We start from the raw sequence: 16,156 nt of genomic DNA, 5'->3' as shown, positions 1-16,156 counted from the left end.
TAACCTATTTGGTGTTGGACGTCACCCGCTGCGTGGGCGCACATTCAGGTCATGAACACGACCCTTGCACCCATCGCCCCGACAGCAGCCCTCTTCCCCGTGATCGAACGGGTCGAGACCATGCTGGTCGACCTGCCGACCATCCGGCCGCACAAGCTGTCGGTCGCGACCATGACCGGCCAGACGCTGATGCTGGTGAAGGTCCATTGCAGCGACGGAACGGTCGGCATTGGCGAGGGTACGACGATCGGCGGGCTTGCCTATGGCGGCGAGAGCCCGGAAAGCATGAAGCTTGCGATCGATACCTATTTTGCGCCTGTCATGGTCGGTGAGGACGCGACCCACGTGAAGGCGCTGATGGCGCGCATCGGCAAGGCGATCAAGGAAAACCGTTTCGCCAAGAGCGCGGTGGAAACGGCGCTGCTCGACGCCCATGGAAAGCGCTTGGGTCTGCCGATCAGCGAACTGCTCGGCGGGGCACTGCGCAAGCGCCTGGCGGTCGCCTGGACGCTGGCGTCGGGTGACACGGCCAAGGATATCGCCGAGGCCGAGAAGATGCTCGAGCTACGCCGTCATCGGATCTTCAAGCTGAAGATCGGTGCCAGGCCGCTGAAGGACGATATCGCCCATGTGGCGGCGATCAAGAAGGCGCTCGGCGAGCGCGGCGCGGTGCGCGTCGACGTCAACATGGCCTGGAGCGAATTTGAGGCCGCCTACGGCATGGCAGCGCTCGCCGATGCCGGATGTGAACTGGTCGAGCAGCCGGTGGCTTCGACCGCAGCGCTCGGTCGCCTCGTCCGCCGTTTCCCGCTGGCGCTGATGGCCGACGAGTCCCTCACCGGACCCGAGAGCGCCTTCGAGATCGCCAAGACCAAGGGGGCCGACGTCTTCGCGGTCAAGATCGAACAGAGCGGAGGTCTGTTCAATGCGCAGCGCGTGGCGGTCATCGCCGATGCCGCGGGCATTGAACTCTATGGCGGCACGATGCTGGAAGGTGGTGTCGGCACAGTGGCGTCAGCCCACGTGTTTTCCACCTTCGCCAAGCTGCAATGGGGCACGGAGCTCTTCGGTCCGCTGCTTTTGACCGAGGAAATTCTGGCGACGCCGCTCGACTACAGCGACTTCGAGCTGACGGTGCCGGATGCTCCAGGGCTCGGGATCGAACTCGATGAAGATCGGCTGAAATTCTTCGCGCGCGACGGGCTGCGCAAGACGATCAGCGTTGCGAAGTAAGGACTGAGCCATGCTGTTTCACGTCAGAATGGATGTTCGCATTCCCCACGATCTGCCTGCCGAGCAGGCGGCGGAGATCCTCGCCCGGGAAAAGGCCTATTCGCAACAGCTGCAGCAGAGCGGCAAGTGGCGGCATATCTGGCGGATCGCCGGGCAGTACGCGAACTACAGCGTCTTCGACGTGAAGGACAATGCCGAGCTGCACGAGATCCTCTCGGGGCTGCCGCTGTTCAAGTTCATGCAGATCGAGGTCACGCCGCTGCTTCGGCACCCATCCTCGATCCGCGAGGACGATAGCTGAGAATTTGTGCGTGCCGCGGCCGGGAGGTTTGGCAAGCGGCTTGAGCTTCAAGACAATCCAAGTGGAGGAATTGATATGAACGTGAAGATTTTCGACAAGCCGGAGACTCAAGCTTTCCTGAAGGTTCTCAGCGGCCTCGACAAGGACGGCGGCAACCCGCGTGTCAAAGAGATCGTGCACCGGCTGATGTCTGACCTGTTCAAGGCGATCGACGATCTCGACATCACCCCGGACGAATACTGGACCGGTATTGCCTGGCTGAACGAGATCGGCGCTGCCGGCCAGGCCGGCCTGATCTCGCCCGGCCTCGGCCTCGATCACTTCCTCGATGAACGTCTCGACGCGATCGACGAAGCGCTCGGCATCGAGAATCAGACGCCGCGCACCATCGAAGGTCCGCTCTATGTCGCCGGCGCACCGGCCTCGGAAGGCTTCGCCCGTCTCGACGATGGCCGCGACACCAATGGCCAGACGCTGATCATGCACGGCACCGTCTATGATGCCGACGGCCAGCCGCTGAAGGGCGCGACGGTCGAAGTCTGGCACTGTGACACCCGCGGTTTCTATTCGCACTTCGACCCGACCGGCCTGCAGGCGCCGTTCAACATGCGCCGCACGATCGTCACCGACGCCAAGGGCTGTTACAAGTTTCAAAGCATCGTGCCGCACGGCTACGGCGTGCCTCCGGGAAGCCCGACAGAGCAGCTGCTTTCCGCCCTTGGCCGTCACGGCCAGCGCCCGGCCCACATCCATTTCTTCATCAGCGCCGATGGGCACCGCAAGCTGACGACCCAGATCAACATCGCCGGCGACCCGCTGGTCAACGACGACTTCGCCTATGCGACGAGGGATGGCTTGGTGCCTGACGTCACCGAGCGGACCGACGAGGCGAGCATCAAGGCGAACAACCTCTCCGGCCCCTTCGCCGAGATCGAATTCGACATCCATCTCACCTCACTGGTGAACGGCGTCGACAACCAGATCAACGAGCAGCGTAAGCGCGCCGCCGCCTGATCACCTCTGCGGCGGCCGACTGAGCCGCCGCCCCCTGACATCAGACATTGTTGCAATCGCTAGAGCCGAGCACGGATCAGCCGTTTGCGGGAGAAGAACCATGTCCGCCGTTATCGACAAAGCCCAAGCCCTCGACGACCTGCTCGCCACCGCGGTCGAGGACGATCATGAGGCCGGCACGTTCCGCTGCCGCCGCGACATCTTCACCAACGAAAACCTCTTCGAGCTGGAGATGAAGCACATCTTCGAGAGCAACTGGGTCTATCTCGCCCACGAGAGCCAGATCCCCGAGAACAACGACTATTACACCACCTATATCGGCCGGCAGCCGGTTGTCGTCACCCGTGACAAGACGGGCGAACTGCACGCCGTCATCAATGCCTGTGCCCATCGCGGCGCCATGCTCTGCCGGCGCAAGCACGGCAACAAGGGCAGCTTCACCTGTCCCTTCCACGGCTGGACCTTCTCCAACACCGGCAAGCTCCTGAAGGTGAAGGACGAGAAGACGACGCAGTATCCGCCGCAGTTTGCCAAAGACGGTTCGCACGACCTGAAGCGCGTTGCCCGTTTCGAGAGCTATCGCGGCTTCCTGTTCGGCAGCCTCAATCCTGATGTCACCTCGCTCGAGGACTATCTCGGCGAAACGAAAGTCATCATCGACCAGATCGTCGACCAGGCGCCTGACGGTCTCGAGGTACTGCGCGGCAATTCCTCCTATATCTACGACGGAAACTGGAAGCTGCAGATGGAGAACGGCTGCGACGGCTATCACGTCAGCTCCGTTCACTGGAACTATGCCGCCACTATGGGCCGGCGCAACGAGGAGGGCACAAAGGCGGTCGATGCCTCGAGCTGGAGCCGCTCGATTGCCGGCGTCTACGGTTTCGACAACGGCCACATCCTGCTCTGGACCAACACCATGAACCCGGAGGTCCGGCCGATCTACAGCCACCGCGAGGAGATCAAGGCGCGCGTCGGCGAGGTGCAGGCGGATTTCATCGTCAACCAGACCCGCAATCTCTGCCTCTATCCGAACGTCTTCCTGATGGACCAGTTCAGCACGCAGATCCGCGTCACCCGTCCGATCAGCGTCGACAAGACCGAGATCAGCATCTTCTGCTTCGCGCCGAAGGGTGAAAATGCGGCCGATCGCACGCTGCGCATCCGCCAATACGAAGATTTCTTCAATGTCTCCGGCATGGGCACGGCCGACGATCTCGAGGAGTTCCGCGCCTGCCAGCAGGGTTACGCCGGCATCACCGCGCTCTGGAACGATCTCTCTCGCGGTGCGCCGCTCTGGATCGACGGTCCGGATGAGAACGCCAGGCGCATGGGCATCGCACCGCTGCTCTCGGGCGAGCGCAGCGAAGACGAAGGCCTCTTTGTCCGCCAGCACGAATATTGGGCGAAGGTGATGCGCACAGCACTTGCCTCCGAAAAGCAGGGAGCGGTCGCATGACGATCTCCTATGACACCGCCTGCGCCTTCCTCTATCGCGAAGCGCGCCTGCTCGACGACCGGCAATGGGACGAATGGCTGACCTGCTATGCGCCGGACGTCAGCTACTGGATGCCGGCCTGGGACGACGACGATCAGTTGACCGAAGATCCGCAGTCGCAGATCTCGCTGATCTATTACCCGAGCCGCGATGGCCTGGAAGATCGCGTCTTTCGCATCAAGACCGAACGCTCTGGAGCGTCCACGCCGGAGCCGCGCACAAGCCACAACGTCACCAATGTCGAGCTTGTGGCCGATCGCGGCGAGGAGGCGGACTTCCGCTACAACTTCCACACGCTCAACCACCGCTACAAGGTCACCGACCACTTCTTCGGGACCATGTTCGTCACGCTCCGCAAGAGCGGCAGTGAACTGCTGATCTCACGGAAGAAGATCGTGTTGAAGAACGACTACATCCGCCAGGTCATCGACGTCTACCACATCTGACGGCCGTCGCCTGACAGGAATGGGAGGAACAACCATGGCCAGCTACAGGATCGCTTTGAATTTCGAGGACGGCGTCACCCGCTTCGTCGAATGCAGGGACGATGAGAAGGTGCTCGACGCCGCCTTCCGCAACAAGATCAACCTGCCGATGGACTGTTCGGACGGGGTTTGCGGCACCTGCAAGTGCCGCGCCGAAAGCGGCGCCTACGACCTCGGCGACGACTTCATCGACGATGCGCTGACAGCGGACGAGGCGGCAAGCGGACTGGTGCTGACCTGCCAGATGAAGCCGTCGAGCGACTGCGTCATCGCGGTGCCGACGACAGCAGCGGCCTGTAAGACCGGACAGCAGAAGTTTACGGCGAGTGTGGCAAGCGTCGTCCCGCACAACGATGCGGCGATCGTGCTCGAACTGGATATCGAGGGCGCTGCAGCGCCGGCCTTTCTGCCGGGGCAGTACGTCAACATCGACGTGCCCGGCAGCGGCCAGAGCCGTTCCTATTCCTTCTCCTCGGCATCGGGCGAGACGCGCGTCGGCTTCCTGATCAAGAAGATCCCGGGCGGGCTGATGAGCACGTGGCTGGAACACGCCGAAGTCGGCACGAAACTGGAATTGACCGGGCCGCTCGGCAGTTTCTATCTGCGCGAGGTTCAGCGCCCCCTGCTCTTCCTCGCCGGTGGCACCGGTCTTGCGCCGTTCCTGTCGATGCTTGAGGTTCTGGCCCGCACCAACCCGGAGCAGAAAGTGCATCTGATCTACGGCGTCACCCGCGACCTCGATCTGGTGCTTGTCGACGAGATCGAAGCCTATACCAAGCGGCTTGCCAACTTCACCTTTGACACGGTGGTGGCGGATGTCGCCTCCAGCCATCCGCGCAAGGGCTGGGTGACCCAGCACATGCCCGAGGACGTGCTGAACGGCGGCGATGTCGACGTTTATCTCTGCGGCCCGCCGCCTATGGTGGACGCAGTGCGCAAGCATCTCGACGACACCGGCGTAAGGCCCAACAGTTTCCACTATGAGAAGTTCACGCCCAATGCGGTGGCGAAGGAGGCAGCATGACCTCCGCTCGTTTCGAAGGACGGTTTGCCGGCAAGGCAATCGTCGTCACCGGTGCCGCGCAAGGGATCGGCCGCGCCGTGGCGCTGCGTGCCGTGGCTGAAGGCGGCAAGGTTCTCTTTGTCGACCGTGCCGATTTCGTGTCCGAGGTGGCGGCGGAGGCCGGCAGTGAATGGGCGGCTGCCTTCGTAGCCGATCTTGAAACGCACGAGGGGGCAGCCGCAGCAATGCACTTTGCCGCGGAAAAATTCGGCGGCATCGACATCCTGATCAACAATGTCGGCGGCGCCATCCGCATGCGTCCCTTTGCCGAATTCGAACCGGTGCAGATCGATGCAGAGATCCGCCGCTCGCTGATGCCGACTCTCTACTGTTGCCATGCGGTGCTGCCGCATCTCTTTGCCCGCGGTGGCGGCACCATCGTCAACGTGTCGTCCAATGCCACGCGCGGCATTCACCGCGTGCCCTATTCGGCGGCCAAGGGCGGCGTCAATGCCATCACCCAGTCGCTGGCGATGGAGCTTGCCGACCGCAACATCCGCGTCGTTGCCACAGCGCCGGGCGGAACCGAGGCGCCGCCGCGCCGCATCCCGCGCAATGCCGAAGGCGACAATGAGGCCGAGAAGGCCTGGATGGGCGACGTCGTCGCCCAGGTGAAGCAGTCGAGCTTCATGAAACGCTACGGCAGCATCGAAGAGCAAGCGGCGCCGATCCTGTTCCTGGCCTCCGACGAGGCCTCCTACATCACCGGCAGTGTTCTGCCGGTCGCCGGCGGCGATCTCGGCTGACGGACCTTTTTCAACGCGCTAACACCTGGGGAGGAGATGATGCGCACGATCGATGTGAATGAAGCAATTGACGGGAGCCCGCTTGGGAGCTTCCAGTGGATGGTGGTAGTGCTCTCGGCGCTGCTGTTGATCGTCGACGGTTACGACGTCTTCGTCGCCGGCACGGTGCTGCCGACGCTGATTGCCGAATGGGGCCTGAGCAAGCCGCAGGCCGGCGCGCTGCAGGCCTGGGCGCTGTTCGGCATGATGTTCGGGGCGCTGATCTTCGGCCCGCTCGCCGACCGGATCGGCCGCAAGAAGGGAATCGCCATCAGCTTCCTGCTGTTTACGCTCTCAACCCTTTTGACCGGCTTTGCCAATTCGCCGGAGCAATTCAAGATCTTCCGGTTCTTCGCCGGTCTCGGCTGCGGCGGCTTGATGCCGAATGCGGTGGCGCTGATGAACGAATATGCGCCGAAGCGTCTGCGCGGCACGCTGGTGGCGCTGATGTTCTCCGGCTATTCCGTCGGCGGCATGGTCGCTGCCGGCCTCGGTATCGGCCTCATCCCGTCCTATGGCTGGAAGCCGATGTTCTTCATCGCCGCCGTGCCGCTGCTCCTCTTGCCAGTGATCCTCTGGAAGCTGCCGGAATCGCTCGGCTTCCTTATCCGCCAGGGCAAGCAGGAAGAGGCCAAACGCATCTATGCCAAGATCGATCCGAACGCGCGTCTCGGTACCACCGACAGGCTGGTCTTCTCCGAGAGGAAGGGGGCCCCGGCATCGGTGCTGGAACTCTTCCGCCATCAGCGGACCCTGCGCACCGTGATGCTCTGGGTCGCATTCTTCTGCTGCCTACTGCTCGTCTATCTCTTGTCGTCCTGGCTGCCGAAGGTGCTGCAGGAAGCTGGCTATGCCGAGAAGGCGAGCCTGCTCAGCCTGTTCTCGCTGAATTTCGGCGGCATGGTCGGCGCCATTGCCGGCGGTTGGCTCGGTGACCGCTTCGGCCTGCCCAAGGTGGTGGTCGGTTTCTTCGTTGCCGCCGCCTTCTCGATCGCGCTGATCGGCTTCAATCCGCCGACGGGTGTCCTGTTTCTGATGGTCTTTGTTGCCGGCGCCACCACGATCGGCACGCAGATCCTGCTCTATGCCAGCGTGGCGCAGCTCTACAACCTGTCGGTTCGCTCCACCGGTTTGGGCTGGGCCTCCGGTGTCGGTCGCATCGGCGCGATCGTCGGCCCGACGCTCGGCGGCGTGCTCCTGGCGCAGGAGCTTCCGCTGCAGCAGAACTTCGCGATCTTCGCCGTACCGGCGGCGATCTCGGCTGTCGCCATGCTGGTCTTCGCGGTCAGCAACGCCCGCCGCGTGGAGATCGCGCGACTGGCGGCGGCATAGATCGAGGCGAGGCGGCCGGGCCGCGAAGGGATCGGTTGCCACCCTTGAGCGCGCGCTGTCGATATCTACCTATTGCAGCGCGCGTACCACCCGAGGCGCGATGTTGCGCCAAGAACGACAAAGCCGCCATTGCTGGCGGCTTTCCCGATTGGAGTTCCTGTTTCATGGCCTATCTCGACTTGTCCAGCCATCGCCTTCACTACCGCATCGAAGGCGACCAGAGCGGCAACGCGCCCTGGCTGCTCTTCTGCAATTCGCTCGGCACCGACCTCTCCATGTGGGATGCGCAGATCGCCGATCTGTCGCCCCATTTCCGCGTGCTGCGCTACGATCGCCGCGGTCATGGCCAGTCCTCGGCGCCGCCGCCGCCCTATGCGCTCTCCGACCTCGGCCAGGATGTGCTCGCGCTCATGGATGGCCTGGGGATCGAGCGGACACATTTCTGCGGCCTGTCGATCGGGGGCCTGACCGGACAATGGCTAGGTATCCATGCCGGCAAACGTTTCGACAAGATCGTGCTCTGTGCCACGGCGGCGCGGATCGGGACGCCCGAGAGCTGGGCCACCCGCATCGACAGCGTTCGGGCGGACGGTCTCGCAGGGCTCGCCGCGGCCACGGCAGAACGCTGGTTCACCCCGCAGTTTGCAGCCAGCCATGCAGAAGCCGTCGATCGCATTCTGGGCGCCTTCACCGCCACCTCGACGGACGGCTACATCGGTGGCTGCACCGCGCTCGCGGGCGCGGATCTGAGGGAGGAGATCGTAGCGATTGCCAACCCCGTGCTCGCCATCTCCGGCAACGGCGATCCGGTATGCCCGCCGGCGGACCTCGAATATATCGCCGCCCGGGTGCAGCGAGGCCGGCACCTGTCGCTGCCTGGTCGGCATATCGTCAATATCGAGTCGGCAAAGGCCTTCAATTCGGAGCTTCTCGACTTCCTTCGGCCATAGGTGCCGCGCAGATCCGTCACTTGATCGGAACGAGCGGCGACGGCTTCGCCGACGGTGCCAGTCGCAAGCTCAGACGTGGCTCCGAACAATCCTGAAAGCGGTCAATCATGAAGGCGGCGACCAACGTCCAGGCGGGCCGCGTCAGCCATCGAGCCAGGCGGCCAGACTGTCAAGCGTCTGCAGCCCGTACTCCACCGCGCCGAAGTCGATGACCGCTTGGCGGCGCTCGCGACTTGGGTGAAGCTGGCGCAGGGTCAGCACGGTCTTGCCGTCGGCCTGTTCATCGAAAGTAATCGTCATATAGAAGCGATCGGGGTCGTCGGGCTCAGCAGTGCCATAGTCCACTACGATCAATTCGTTGGGCACGATCTTCAGGAAGCGCATCAGACTGGGGAAGCGCTGCTGCCGACCATCAAACTCGCCCACCATGTCGAAGCGCCATACCCCGCCCTCACGGATGTCAGCCTCATGGTTCTCGATGCTGAAGCCAGCCGGGCCATACCATTGTGCCAGCGCTTGCGGGTCCATCCAGGCGGCGAAAACCTTTTGTCGCGGGTGCTTCAGCACCTTGACCAAAACGATTTCGCGGTCGGGCGACCAGGTCTCAAAAATCGGTTCCATTGCCGTTCCCTACGTCTTGTCCAGATAGGCTTCCAATCGGTCGAGCCGTTCGGCCCAACGTCGTCGCTCCGCTTCCATCCAGGTTGCCGCCTCTTCGAAGCGCCCCCGCTCCAACCGACACCAGCGGCTGCGGCCACGTTTCTCGCTTGCGATAAGTCCGCAATCTTCAAGCACCTTGAGGTGCTGGGCGAAGGAGGGCAGTGCCATGTCGAAGGGCTCGGCAAGGACACTCACGGGCATCTCCCCGTCCGCAAGCCGTGAAACAACGGCGCGGCGCGTCGGGTCGCTGAGTGCATGGAAGGCAAGGTCAAGCGGGGTCGAATGATAGGGCATGCGCCACACTAAAGCGGACCGCGCACGCGCGTCAATGATAATAAGGTACTTGCCTTTGTATTCGGGTGAAATTAATAAGGCATCTACCTTACTATTAGGAGAGACCAATGGCAGTTCGTGTCGATCTCAACATTTCCCTGGACGGTTTCGCGACAACCACAGATCAGACCCCGGACAATCCGTTTGGCGCTGATTGGCCGCGTCTGGTTGCCGCCTATGCTGCGACCCGAACGATGCGGGAGCGCGTGTTCAAGGACACGTCCGGAGCGGGCACCACGGGCGTCGATGAGCAATATGCGCAGTCATACTTCTCAAACATCGGTGCTGAGATTATGGGTGCCGCCATGTTTGGATTTCACGCTCACCCAAACGATCCCGACTGGCGCGGCTGGTGGGGGGAAGAACCTCCGTTTCGCGTCCCGGTCTTCGTGCTCACGCACATGCCGCGGCCTCCGATCGAGATGGCCGGAGGCACCACATTTCATTTTCTGAACACGTCCCTTGCCGATGCACTCCGGCAGGCGACGAGCGCTGCGGACGGTAAGGATGTCCGTATTGGCGGCGGACCCACGGTCGTGCGCGCCTATCTCAAGGCAGGCCTTGTCGATAGCTTGCATGTGGCGATCGCACCCATCCTGCTCGGGCGGGGTATCCGTCTTTGGGACGATCTGCGCGGGTTGGAGGCCGGCTACACCGTCAAGGCAGAAACGGCCGAGAGTGGGACTGTCCACCTCACGTTTCAGCGCTAGCAGCGGACCAGAGCGATGGCAGCTTCTCGTCTCCTCGGACGATGCCATCTCTCCGGGCAAGACCGAAATCGAACAGACCGAGCACAGGGCGACGCGTGTCATCGCCCTGCGGCCAGTATGACGATGCTATCGATTCGCCAGTGTTTTCTGCAGGGCCTCGCGGGTCAGCTTGCTGATCTCGGCATGAATATCGGCGCGCGGCCGTTCCGTCGTGCCGCAAATCGGATCGACCTCGCCGAAGGATTCAAGCAGTTCGGCAGCGCCGTCCTTGCATATCGGCAGGAAGCTGAAGTGGTCTGCTCCGGCGACCGTGGCATAGGAGCCCTTCGGCGTCAGCGCCGCCAGCGGCTCGGAAGCGACCGCAAGCGGGATCGTCTCCTTGCTGCCGAGATTGATGAAATGCATCGGGATCGCGATCGCCTTGAGGCTGTCTTCCACATAGGCCTGGGCGAGGCCGGGGTCGACGAGTACGGCGCCTTTGATCCGAGGATCCCGGTTCGACTGCTCGAAACGCGCCTTGTCGACGGTGCGAAGATCGAGCTTGTCGACGTCGACCGGCGTGTCGTCGACATAGCCCCTGCCGCCGACGAACCAGGCGCAATCCCACTTGCCGTAGCTGTCGCAGTAGCCGGCATAGGCCTCGAGGCTCGCTCTTGCCCCTGAAATCTCCATGGCGGTCGAGCCGCCGAGAGAGAATCCGAGGACGGCGATCCGCCCGGGGTCGATTGCAGCGCTCCATTGCGGATCCCGGGTGAACGTGTCGATCAATGCCGAGAGGTCGGCCGTCCTTTCCCAAAGCTTCGGCGTGTTGGCAGGCGTCGAGTCGCCGCTGGTGGTGCCGGGATGGTTGGGGCCGGCGACGATGAAGCCGGCCGCCGCGAGCTCGGCCGCAAGCCAGCTCATCGCCTCGACGCGGCCGCCCGAACCATGGGACAGAACCACCAGCGGATACCGGCCCTCGCGCAAGGGGGCGTTCTTCGATGCGGGCGATCCCTCGAAGATGCGATTGTCGCCGACAAGCACCGGCTCACCGCCGGCTTTGGCGGGATACCAGACGGTGACGGCGAGTTGGCGTTCCCGCTTCGGTGCGGCAACGTCGATCTCGCGGACGCCGACGTCATCGGCTTGCGCCGAGGCGGCCAGGCTCAGAAGGAAGGCAGCGGCGGGAATGAACTGGAGGAGGGGCATTGGGCATCTCGCTGTGTTGGAAAAGACGGCCGATCGTCACCGACGCCCCGCTTGTCCGCGTCCTCGATCGCGATTGAGGTCGTCCCGAATCGCGATCTGGGCAATGATCCGCCCATCGAAATGCCTGCTTGCCGCTCGCCTGCCTGCCGTTTGTCTGCCCGCCTTTGTCTGCCCGCCTTTGTCTGAAGGACATGCCTTGATCTTTCTGCCGCTCCCGTTCGTCGTCGCCTTGCTGCTTCTTATCCTGCTTGCGTTCATGCTGCATGGCGACGAGCCAGGGCGGCGCAACCGGCCGTTCCTCGCTCTGGTGGCGCTCTGTGCGCTCCAGTCGGTGATCGTCGGGCTGCGTTGGGGCTATGACGTCACTGCGTTGAAGTTTGCGCTGCCGGTGCTTGCGAGCGGTGTGCCGCCGCTGGTGCTTGCGAGTTTCCACAGCCTGATCCGCAGAGACGAGCGCAGTGCTGCTGCGGCGGGGTGGGTCCATGCGGCGCCGACGATCGGTATGTTCGCGCTCGTGCTGTTCGCGCCGCGCTACATCGATTTCGCCTTGATCGTCGAATATGTCGGATACGCGCTGGCGCTCCTGAACCTGGCGCGCGTCGGTACGGATGCGCTGGAGGAAGCGCGCTTCGAAGGTGCGGCCGCGGCGCACCGCGCCTTGCTCATTGCCGCGTTCTCGCTCTGCCTTTCGGCGCTCTTCGATCTTGCGATCCTTCTGGATTTCGAATGGACGAGGGGCGCGAATATCGGCCTCATCGTCAGTAACGCGAACTTGCTGGGCCTGCTCTTCATCGGGCTGACAGCCATGGTCGCGGACCGTGCGCGTGCGCTTCCGGCCGCCGGCGCGGTCACCGACGAGGATCCTGTTGCAAAGCCGCAGGACCGCGAAATCCTCGACAGGATCGATCAACTGCTCGTCAGTCAGAAACTGGCCCGCGACGAAAACCTCACCTTGTCACGTCTGGCGCGGCGCGCGGGCCTGCCCGCCCGGCAGATATCGACCGCCGTCAATCGGCTGGCGGGCAAGAACGTCTCGCAATACATCAACGATATCCGGATTGCTGAGGCCTGCCGGCTGTTGCGCGAAACCGACATGTCGGTGACCGCGGCCATGCTGGAATCCGGCTTTCAGACGAAATCGAATTTTAATCGCGAGTTTCGCCGCGTCACCGACTTGAGCCCCGTCGCCTGGCGCGAGCAGAACCGGACCGGAGCGCTTGCCGCCTGACTGATGCCATGGCGATGCCCGGCCGCGGTGCGGCCGGGCTGGTTGGAGGCAAGGTGTGCGGTGACGTACTTGCGACGGTTACTGCTGGTCTGCGGCATTGTCGCCGATCGTGATCGCAACATCCTTCGTCTTGCCGGTCCGCCATAGGCTCAGGTTCTTCGAGGTGCCGGGCGAGAGGTCGGCGACCATGCGCGACAGGTCACGCGGCGACTTCACCGGGTTGCCGCCAAGCGCGATGATGATGTCGCCGGCCTTGATGCCGGCCTTGGCCGCGGGCGTTCCGCCACTGACGCCGGCAACGAGCGCGCCCTCAGGCTGGGCAAGGCCGATGGCGTCGGCGATATCAGCCGTGACCGGCTGTATCTGCACGCCGATGAAGCCGTGCTGGATCGAACCATCCTTCATCAACTCAGTGACGACCTTTTGCGCCTGGTCCGAGGGGATGGCGAAGCCGACGCCGACGCTACCGCCGTTCGGCGAATAGATCGCCGTGTTGATGCCGACCACCTGGCCCTTTGCGTCGACCAGCGGTCCGCCGGAATTGCCGTGGTTGATCGGGGCGTCGATCTGGATGAAATCGTCATAGGGACCGCTGTGCAGGTCGCGGCCGCGCGCCGAGACGATCCCCGACGTGACCGTCGTGCCGATGCCGAACGGGTTGCCGATCGCCAGCACCTGGTCGCCAACCCGCAAGGTGTCGGAATCGCCCCAGGCAACTGTTGCGAGCGGCTTCGGCGCCGTGATTTTCAGGACTGCGAGGTCGTTCTTCGGGTCGGCGCCGACAAGCTTGGCCGGCACTTGCGTGCCGTCGTCGAGCGTCACCATGATGCTCGATGCCTTGTCGATGACGTGGTTGTTGGTGACGACGTAGCCGTCCGCGGTCACGATGAAACCGGAGCCGAGCGCTTCGGCCCGTTCACGCTGACGCTGCTCAGGCGCCTGGTCCGGCAAGGGGATGCCCTGATCGTGGAAGAATTGGCGGAATTGTTCGTCGAAGGGCGAATTTCCGCCCGGTTGCGACGGTTCGCTCGCACCGGCGTTGTCGGCCTTGATCACGGTCGTCACGGTGACGACCGCCGGCTTGTCTGCCGACACGACCGGCGCGAAGGATCCGCCGGATGTGGCCGGGACTGCAACGGCCGGACTGGCCGCCGCAGCGGCCACGTCATGGCCTGTGAAGGCTGCTACAGACAAGGGCGCAATGATGACGGCTGCGCCAAGGAGGGCGGCAGCTCGATACCTCGTGAGAATGTTTGACATGATCCTGTTCCTTTCGCTGCCTGTTTGCCGGACGAACTTGGCCGGACGCAGCCCGAGGCAGGTCGGGTCTGCGGGCACCGTCGGCCGGCATTGGATTAAGGGGCGGTCTGGTTACCGAAGGACCAGGCCCTTGAGCAGGCCCGGCCCCATCGGTTACGGCTCACCCGAAGACGGGTGAGCCTCAACGTGTCGGTCAAGCCATTCGGGCGATGTCGCGGTCGAGATGGCGAACGTCACCCTGGAGCCGGGCGTAGGACTGGGCCGGCAGCATGCCGTGATGGGCGGCGGCGGTCTTGACGGCGTCGGCGCGCACAGCACCGTCTTCGCGTTCAAGCTTCCGGTAGTTTGCTGCCGTCAGCTTGCCCTGTTCGTGGTCGGCGTTGATGCGGTGGTTGTCGACCCGGAGTTCATGCAGGACGTGATCGAGCCGCGTCGATGCAATGTGGGTCGGTGTCCGGTAGACCGGCATGGCCGGGGTTGCCATGTCGTCCTGGGCGAAAATGCCCTGGTAGTAATCGCCGGTATAGGCACCCTTGTCGTTGTCGCGGCCGAAATCGTGGTGATCGGCAGCAAAGGCGGCGCCGCTTAAGAGAACGAGGGCGACGGTTGCGATGGTGGTGGTCTTGAAGGGCGAGCGCATGACTGCATCTCCTGAATTGAAGGAAGCGCCGCGCGCTTCCGTTCGAGGCTGTCTCCTATTGTCGCGTCACGGCCGAAGCGGTCGCCGGCAATATTCAGCCTCGAAAATGAAGGTATTACTTCCGTGCGCCGCCGTCATGTTAATAACGCGTAATATTTCGGTAAACATCTCCGGAAATCCGCTTCATTAACATTATTTAATAAAGGCCAATTCGCTCCAGATTGACGGATATTCTTTCCCCAGGCGCGTATTGTGGCCCTTTTGCGGCCGCCCGCCCGCGCCTTTTCTAGTCAATCGAGCTTAGGGCTGAGGGCGCGGAGGAGGAGCTACGATCCGGCATAGTGGGCGCGCGGCCGGATCAGATCGCCGCTGACGACCTGTTCCATTGCGTGCGCGAGCCAGCCGACGGTGCGTGCAAGGGCGAATATCACCATCGGCGCGTCATCGGGTAGATCATAGGCAGCAGCGAGCGCCGCCAGAGAGAAGTCGAGATTGGCCGGTTCTCCGAGCAGTTCCTCGCCGGCCTCGGCCAGCGCGGCATAGAGCGGCGGCACGTCGAAGCTCGACATGATGGCCTTCGCGCGCGGGTCGCCGTCCGGATAGAGCCGGTGGCCGAAAGCCCGGACCACGCCGTCCGAAGACAGCATGGTACGGATCGCCTCGCGCACCCCGCCCACGGCCGCCTGTTCGGCAAGCCGCGTGACGCTCAGCCAGGCGCCGCCGTGCCTGGGGCCGGTGAGGGTGGCAAGCCCCGAAAGTGTGGCGGCGGAAAGTGCGGCGCCGGACGACGCGGTGACCCGTGCTGCAAAGGCGGAAACGTTGAGCTCGTGTTCCGCCGTCAGCACCAGGCATCGGCGGATCGGCTCCGCCGCCTCCGGCCGCTCCCAGCCGTGCGCCAGGCGCTCGTGCAGCGGCACATTTTCCCGCGACGGCGCAAGTCCGGCGGCAACGGTCGCCAGCACCTCGGCGGCCTCGGCCTTCAGGATGGCGGGCCTGCGTCCGAGCGCCGGCAGGTCGGCTTCGATGCGCCCGGCGAGAAGCGTAAAGGTCGTTGCTAGCCGCGATTGGCTGCTGCCGGGATCGCGCGCTGGAACAACAACCGCCGCCGGTGTCAGCCAGAGCAGGGCGGCGACCTCCTCCAGGGTCGCTGTGGTGGCAAGTTCGATCGCGTTGCTGCCGCGGTAGGAGAGCTGCCCTCCGGCGATGCTGGAGATCGTCGTTGGCAGTACCGGCTCGCCCCAGCGGATCGTCTCGGCCGCCACGACCGCCGCCTGCCGCCTGCCGGCGTGGCGCTCGGCCAGCCGGTGCACGTCGTCGGCCTGGTAGAGGCTGCGGCGCGGGTCGGCGGGGTCGGGCTTGGCGCGAATGCGGCCGCGGCTGACATTGGCATAGAGCGTCTGCCGTTTGCTGCCGAGCTTGGCGAGCGCCTCTTCGGCTGTGATCCAGAGTGTATTCATGTTGATCAATAGCATCAAG

Annotated in this window: 16 protein-coding genes and 1 pseudogene; 11 read left to right on the top strand and 6 right to left on the bottom strand. The window is 63.7% G+C overall.

The features are described from left to right. Window positions 1-51 precede the first annotated feature (51 nt). The 9 genes from IB272_RS18950 (at window position 52) to pcaD (ending at window position 8,661) form a co-directional block, all read left to right on the top strand. The gene (locus tag IB272_RS18950; RefSeq protein WP_060584588.1) at window positions 52-1,233 is read left to right on the top strand and encodes a muconate/chloromuconate family cycloisomerase; all 1,182 of its coding nucleotides are present in this window, start codon (window positions 52-54) and stop codon (window positions 1,231-1,233) included. 10 nt (window positions 1,234-1,243) lie between these two features. Beyond that, the gene (gene catC, locus IB272_RS18945; protein ID WP_034801725.1) at window positions 1,244-1,534 is read left to right on the top strand and encodes a muconolactone Delta-isomerase; all 291 of its coding nucleotides are present in this window, start codon (window positions 1,244-1,246) and stop codon (window positions 1,532-1,534) included. Between the two features lie 75 nt (window positions 1,535-1,609). Continuing rightward, on the top strand, window positions 1,610-2,548 hold the full coding sequence (gene catA, locus IB272_RS18940) for a catechol 1,2-dioxygenase (protein WP_034801723.1): 939 nt from the start codon (window positions 1,610-1,612) through the stop codon (window positions 2,546-2,548). A gap of 100 nt (window positions 2,549-2,648) precedes the next feature. Next, window positions 2,649-4,007, top strand: coding sequence for a Rieske 2Fe-2S domain-containing protein (locus IB272_RS18935; RefSeq protein WP_134886315.1), 1,359 nt, complete (start codon window positions 2,649-2,651; stop codon window positions 4,005-4,007). Beyond that, window positions 4,004-4,492: a benzoate 1,2-dioxygenase small subunit gene (gene benB / locus IB272_RS18930; protein ID WP_034801721.1), complete on the top strand. Its 489-nt coding sequence runs from the start codon at window positions 4,004-4,006 to the stop codon at window positions 4,490-4,492. Before IB272_RS18935 ends, benB begins: the two co-directional genes overlap by 4 nt. Window positions 4,493-4,526: 34 nt before the next feature. Continuing rightward, window positions 4,527-5,555 carry a benzoate 1,2-dioxygenase electron transfer component BenC gene (gene benC / locus IB272_RS18925; protein WP_034801720.1) on the top strand — a complete coding sequence of 343 codons (1,029 nt, stop codon included), beginning with the start codon at window positions 4,527-4,529 and terminating at the stop codon, window positions 5,553-5,555. Continuing rightward, complete coding sequence (benD, locus tag IB272_RS18920) at window positions 5,552-6,340, top strand: benzoate diol dehydrogenase BenD (protein ID WP_034801719.1); 789 nt, start codon at window positions 5,552-5,554, stop codon at window positions 6,338-6,340. Before benC ends, benD begins: the two co-directional genes overlap by 4 nt. 36 nt (window positions 6,341-6,376) lie before the next feature. Beyond that, the gene (locus IB272_RS18915; RefSeq protein WP_210339469.1) at window positions 6,377-7,711 is read left to right on the top strand and encodes an MFS transporter; all 1,335 of its coding nucleotides are present in this window, start codon (window positions 6,377-6,379) and stop codon (window positions 7,709-7,711) included. A gap of 164 nt (window positions 7,712-7,875) precedes the next feature. Beyond that, window positions 7,876-8,661, top strand: a complete 786-nt coding sequence (gene pcaD, locus IB272_RS18910) for a 3-oxoadipate enol-lactonase (protein WP_134886316.1) — start codon at window positions 7,876-7,878, stop codon at window positions 8,659-8,661. A gap of 141 nt (window positions 8,662-8,802) precedes the next feature. Here pcaD and IB272_RS18905 read toward each other — a convergent pair whose 3' ends face one another. Next, a complete protein-coding gene (locus IB272_RS18905; protein WP_034801716.1) occupies window positions 8,803-9,282 on the bottom strand; it encodes an SRPBCC family protein in 480 nt (159 codons plus the stop codon). Between the two features lie 9 nt (window positions 9,283-9,291). After that, the gene (locus tag IB272_RS18900; RefSeq protein ID WP_060521861.1) at window positions 9,292-9,615 is read right to left on the bottom strand and encodes a metalloregulator ArsR/SmtB family transcription factor; all 324 of its coding nucleotides are present in this window, start codon (window positions 9,613-9,615) and stop codon (window positions 9,292-9,294) included. A gap of 107 nt (window positions 9,616-9,722) precedes the next feature. Between IB272_RS18900 and IB272_RS18895 the strand changes: the two genes are divergently transcribed. Beyond that, window positions 9,723-10,364 (top strand): dihydrofolate reductase family protein, encoded by a 642-nt coding sequence (locus tag IB272_RS18895; protein ID WP_060644430.1) that lies wholly within the window; start codon window positions 9,723-9,725, stop codon window positions 10,362-10,364. Between the two features lie 126 nt (window positions 10,365-10,490). Here IB272_RS18895 and IB272_RS18890 read toward each other — a convergent pair whose 3' ends face one another. After that, window positions 10,491-11,552 (bottom strand): alpha/beta fold hydrolase, encoded by a 1,062-nt coding sequence (locus tag IB272_RS18890; RefSeq protein WP_034801709.1) that lies wholly within the window; start codon window positions 11,550-11,552, stop codon window positions 10,491-10,493. A 196-nt stretch (window positions 11,553-11,748) separates the two neighbouring features. On the opposite strand from IB272_RS18890, the gene IB272_RS18885 reads away from it, so the two are divergent. Then, a complete protein-coding gene (locus IB272_RS18885) occupies window positions 11,749-12,780 on the top strand; it encodes an AraC family transcriptional regulator (protein ID WP_034801707.1) in 1,032 nt (343 codons plus the stop codon). A gap of 96 nt (window positions 12,781-12,876) precedes the next feature. Here the strand turns inward: IB272_RS18885 and IB272_RS18880 are convergent. From IB272_RS18880 to IB272_RS18870, 3 genes and pseudogenes are all read right to left on the bottom strand, one after another. After that, a pseudogene (locus tag IB272_RS18880) lies at window positions 12,877-14,040 on the bottom strand (Do family serine endopeptidase); the annotation flags it as partial. Between the two features lie 193 nt (window positions 14,041-14,233). Next, window positions 14,234-14,680 (bottom strand): hypothetical protein, encoded by a 447-nt coding sequence (locus IB272_RS18875; protein ID WP_090425993.1) that lies wholly within the window; start codon window positions 14,678-14,680, stop codon window positions 14,234-14,236. Window positions 14,681-15,006: 326 nt separating this feature from the next. Continuing rightward, a complete protein-coding gene (locus tag IB272_RS18870) occupies window positions 15,007-16,137 on the bottom strand; it encodes a citrate synthase (RefSeq protein ID WP_060584600.1) in 1,131 nt (376 codons plus the stop codon). Between the last annotated feature and the right edge of the window lie 19 nt (window positions 16,138-16,156).

It is taken from the genome of Ensifer sp. ENS08 (genome assembly GCF_014852195.1).
GTDB classification, from domain to species: Bacteria; Pseudomonadota; Alphaproteobacteria; order Rhizobiales; family Rhizobiaceae; genus Ensifer; species Ensifer adhaerens.
Note: the sequence above shows the minus strand (reverse complement) of the source record. Positions and strands in the feature narration are given on the sequence as shown.

Excerpts from the sequence above, each read along its gene's own strand:
- IB272_RS18950 (WP_060584588.1), top strand. The coding sequence starts at position 52 with ATGAACACGACCCTTGCACCCATCGCCCCGACAGCAGCCCTCTTCCCC.
- catC (WP_034801725.1), top strand. The coding sequence starts at position 1,244 with ATGCTGTTTCACGTCAGAATGGATGTTCGCATTCCCCACGATCTGCCT.
- catA (WP_034801723.1), top strand. The coding sequence starts at position 1,610 with ATGAACGTGAAGATTTTCGACAAGCCGGAGACTCAAGCTTTCCTGAAG.
- IB272_RS18935 (WP_134886315.1), top strand. The coding sequence starts at position 2,649 with ATGTCCGCCGTTATCGACAAAGCCCAAGCCCTCGACGACCTGCTCGCC.
- benB (WP_034801721.1), top strand. The coding sequence starts at position 4,004 with ATGACGATCTCCTATGACACCGCCTGCGCCTTCCTCTATCGCGAAGCG.
- benC (WP_034801720.1), top strand. The coding sequence starts at position 4,527 with ATGGCCAGCTACAGGATCGCTTTGAATTTCGAGGACGGCGTCACCCGC.
- benD (WP_034801719.1), top strand. The coding sequence starts at position 5,552 with ATGACCTCCGCTCGTTTCGAAGGACGGTTTGCCGGCAAGGCAATCGTC.
- IB272_RS18915 (WP_210339469.1), top strand. The coding sequence starts at position 6,377 with ATGATGCGCACGATCGATGTGAATGAAGCAATTGACGGGAGCCCGCTT.
- pcaD (WP_134886316.1), top strand. The coding sequence starts at position 7,876 with ATGGCCTATCTCGACTTGTCCAGCCATCGCCTTCACTACCGCATCGAA.
- IB272_RS18905 (WP_034801716.1), bottom strand. The coding sequence starts at position 9,282 with ATGGAACCGATTTTTGAGACCTGGTCGCCCGACCGCGAAATCGTTTTG.
- IB272_RS18900 (WP_060521861.1), bottom strand. The coding sequence starts at position 9,615 with ATGCCCTATCATTCGACCCCGCTTGACCTTGCCTTCCATGCACTCAGC.
- IB272_RS18895 (WP_060644430.1), top strand. The coding sequence starts at position 9,723 with ATGGCAGTTCGTGTCGATCTCAACATTTCCCTGGACGGTTTCGCGACA.
- IB272_RS18890 (WP_034801709.1), bottom strand. The coding sequence starts at position 11,552 with ATGCCCCTCCTCCAGTTCATTCCCGCCGCTGCCTTCCTTCTGAGCCTG.
- IB272_RS18875 (WP_090425993.1), bottom strand. The coding sequence starts at position 14,680 with ATGCGCTCGCCCTTCAAGACCACCACCATCGCAACCGTCGCCCTCGTT.
- IB272_RS18870 (WP_060584600.1), bottom strand. The coding sequence starts at position 16,137 with ATGAATACACTCTGGATCACAGCCGAAGAGGCGCTCGCCAAGCTCGGC.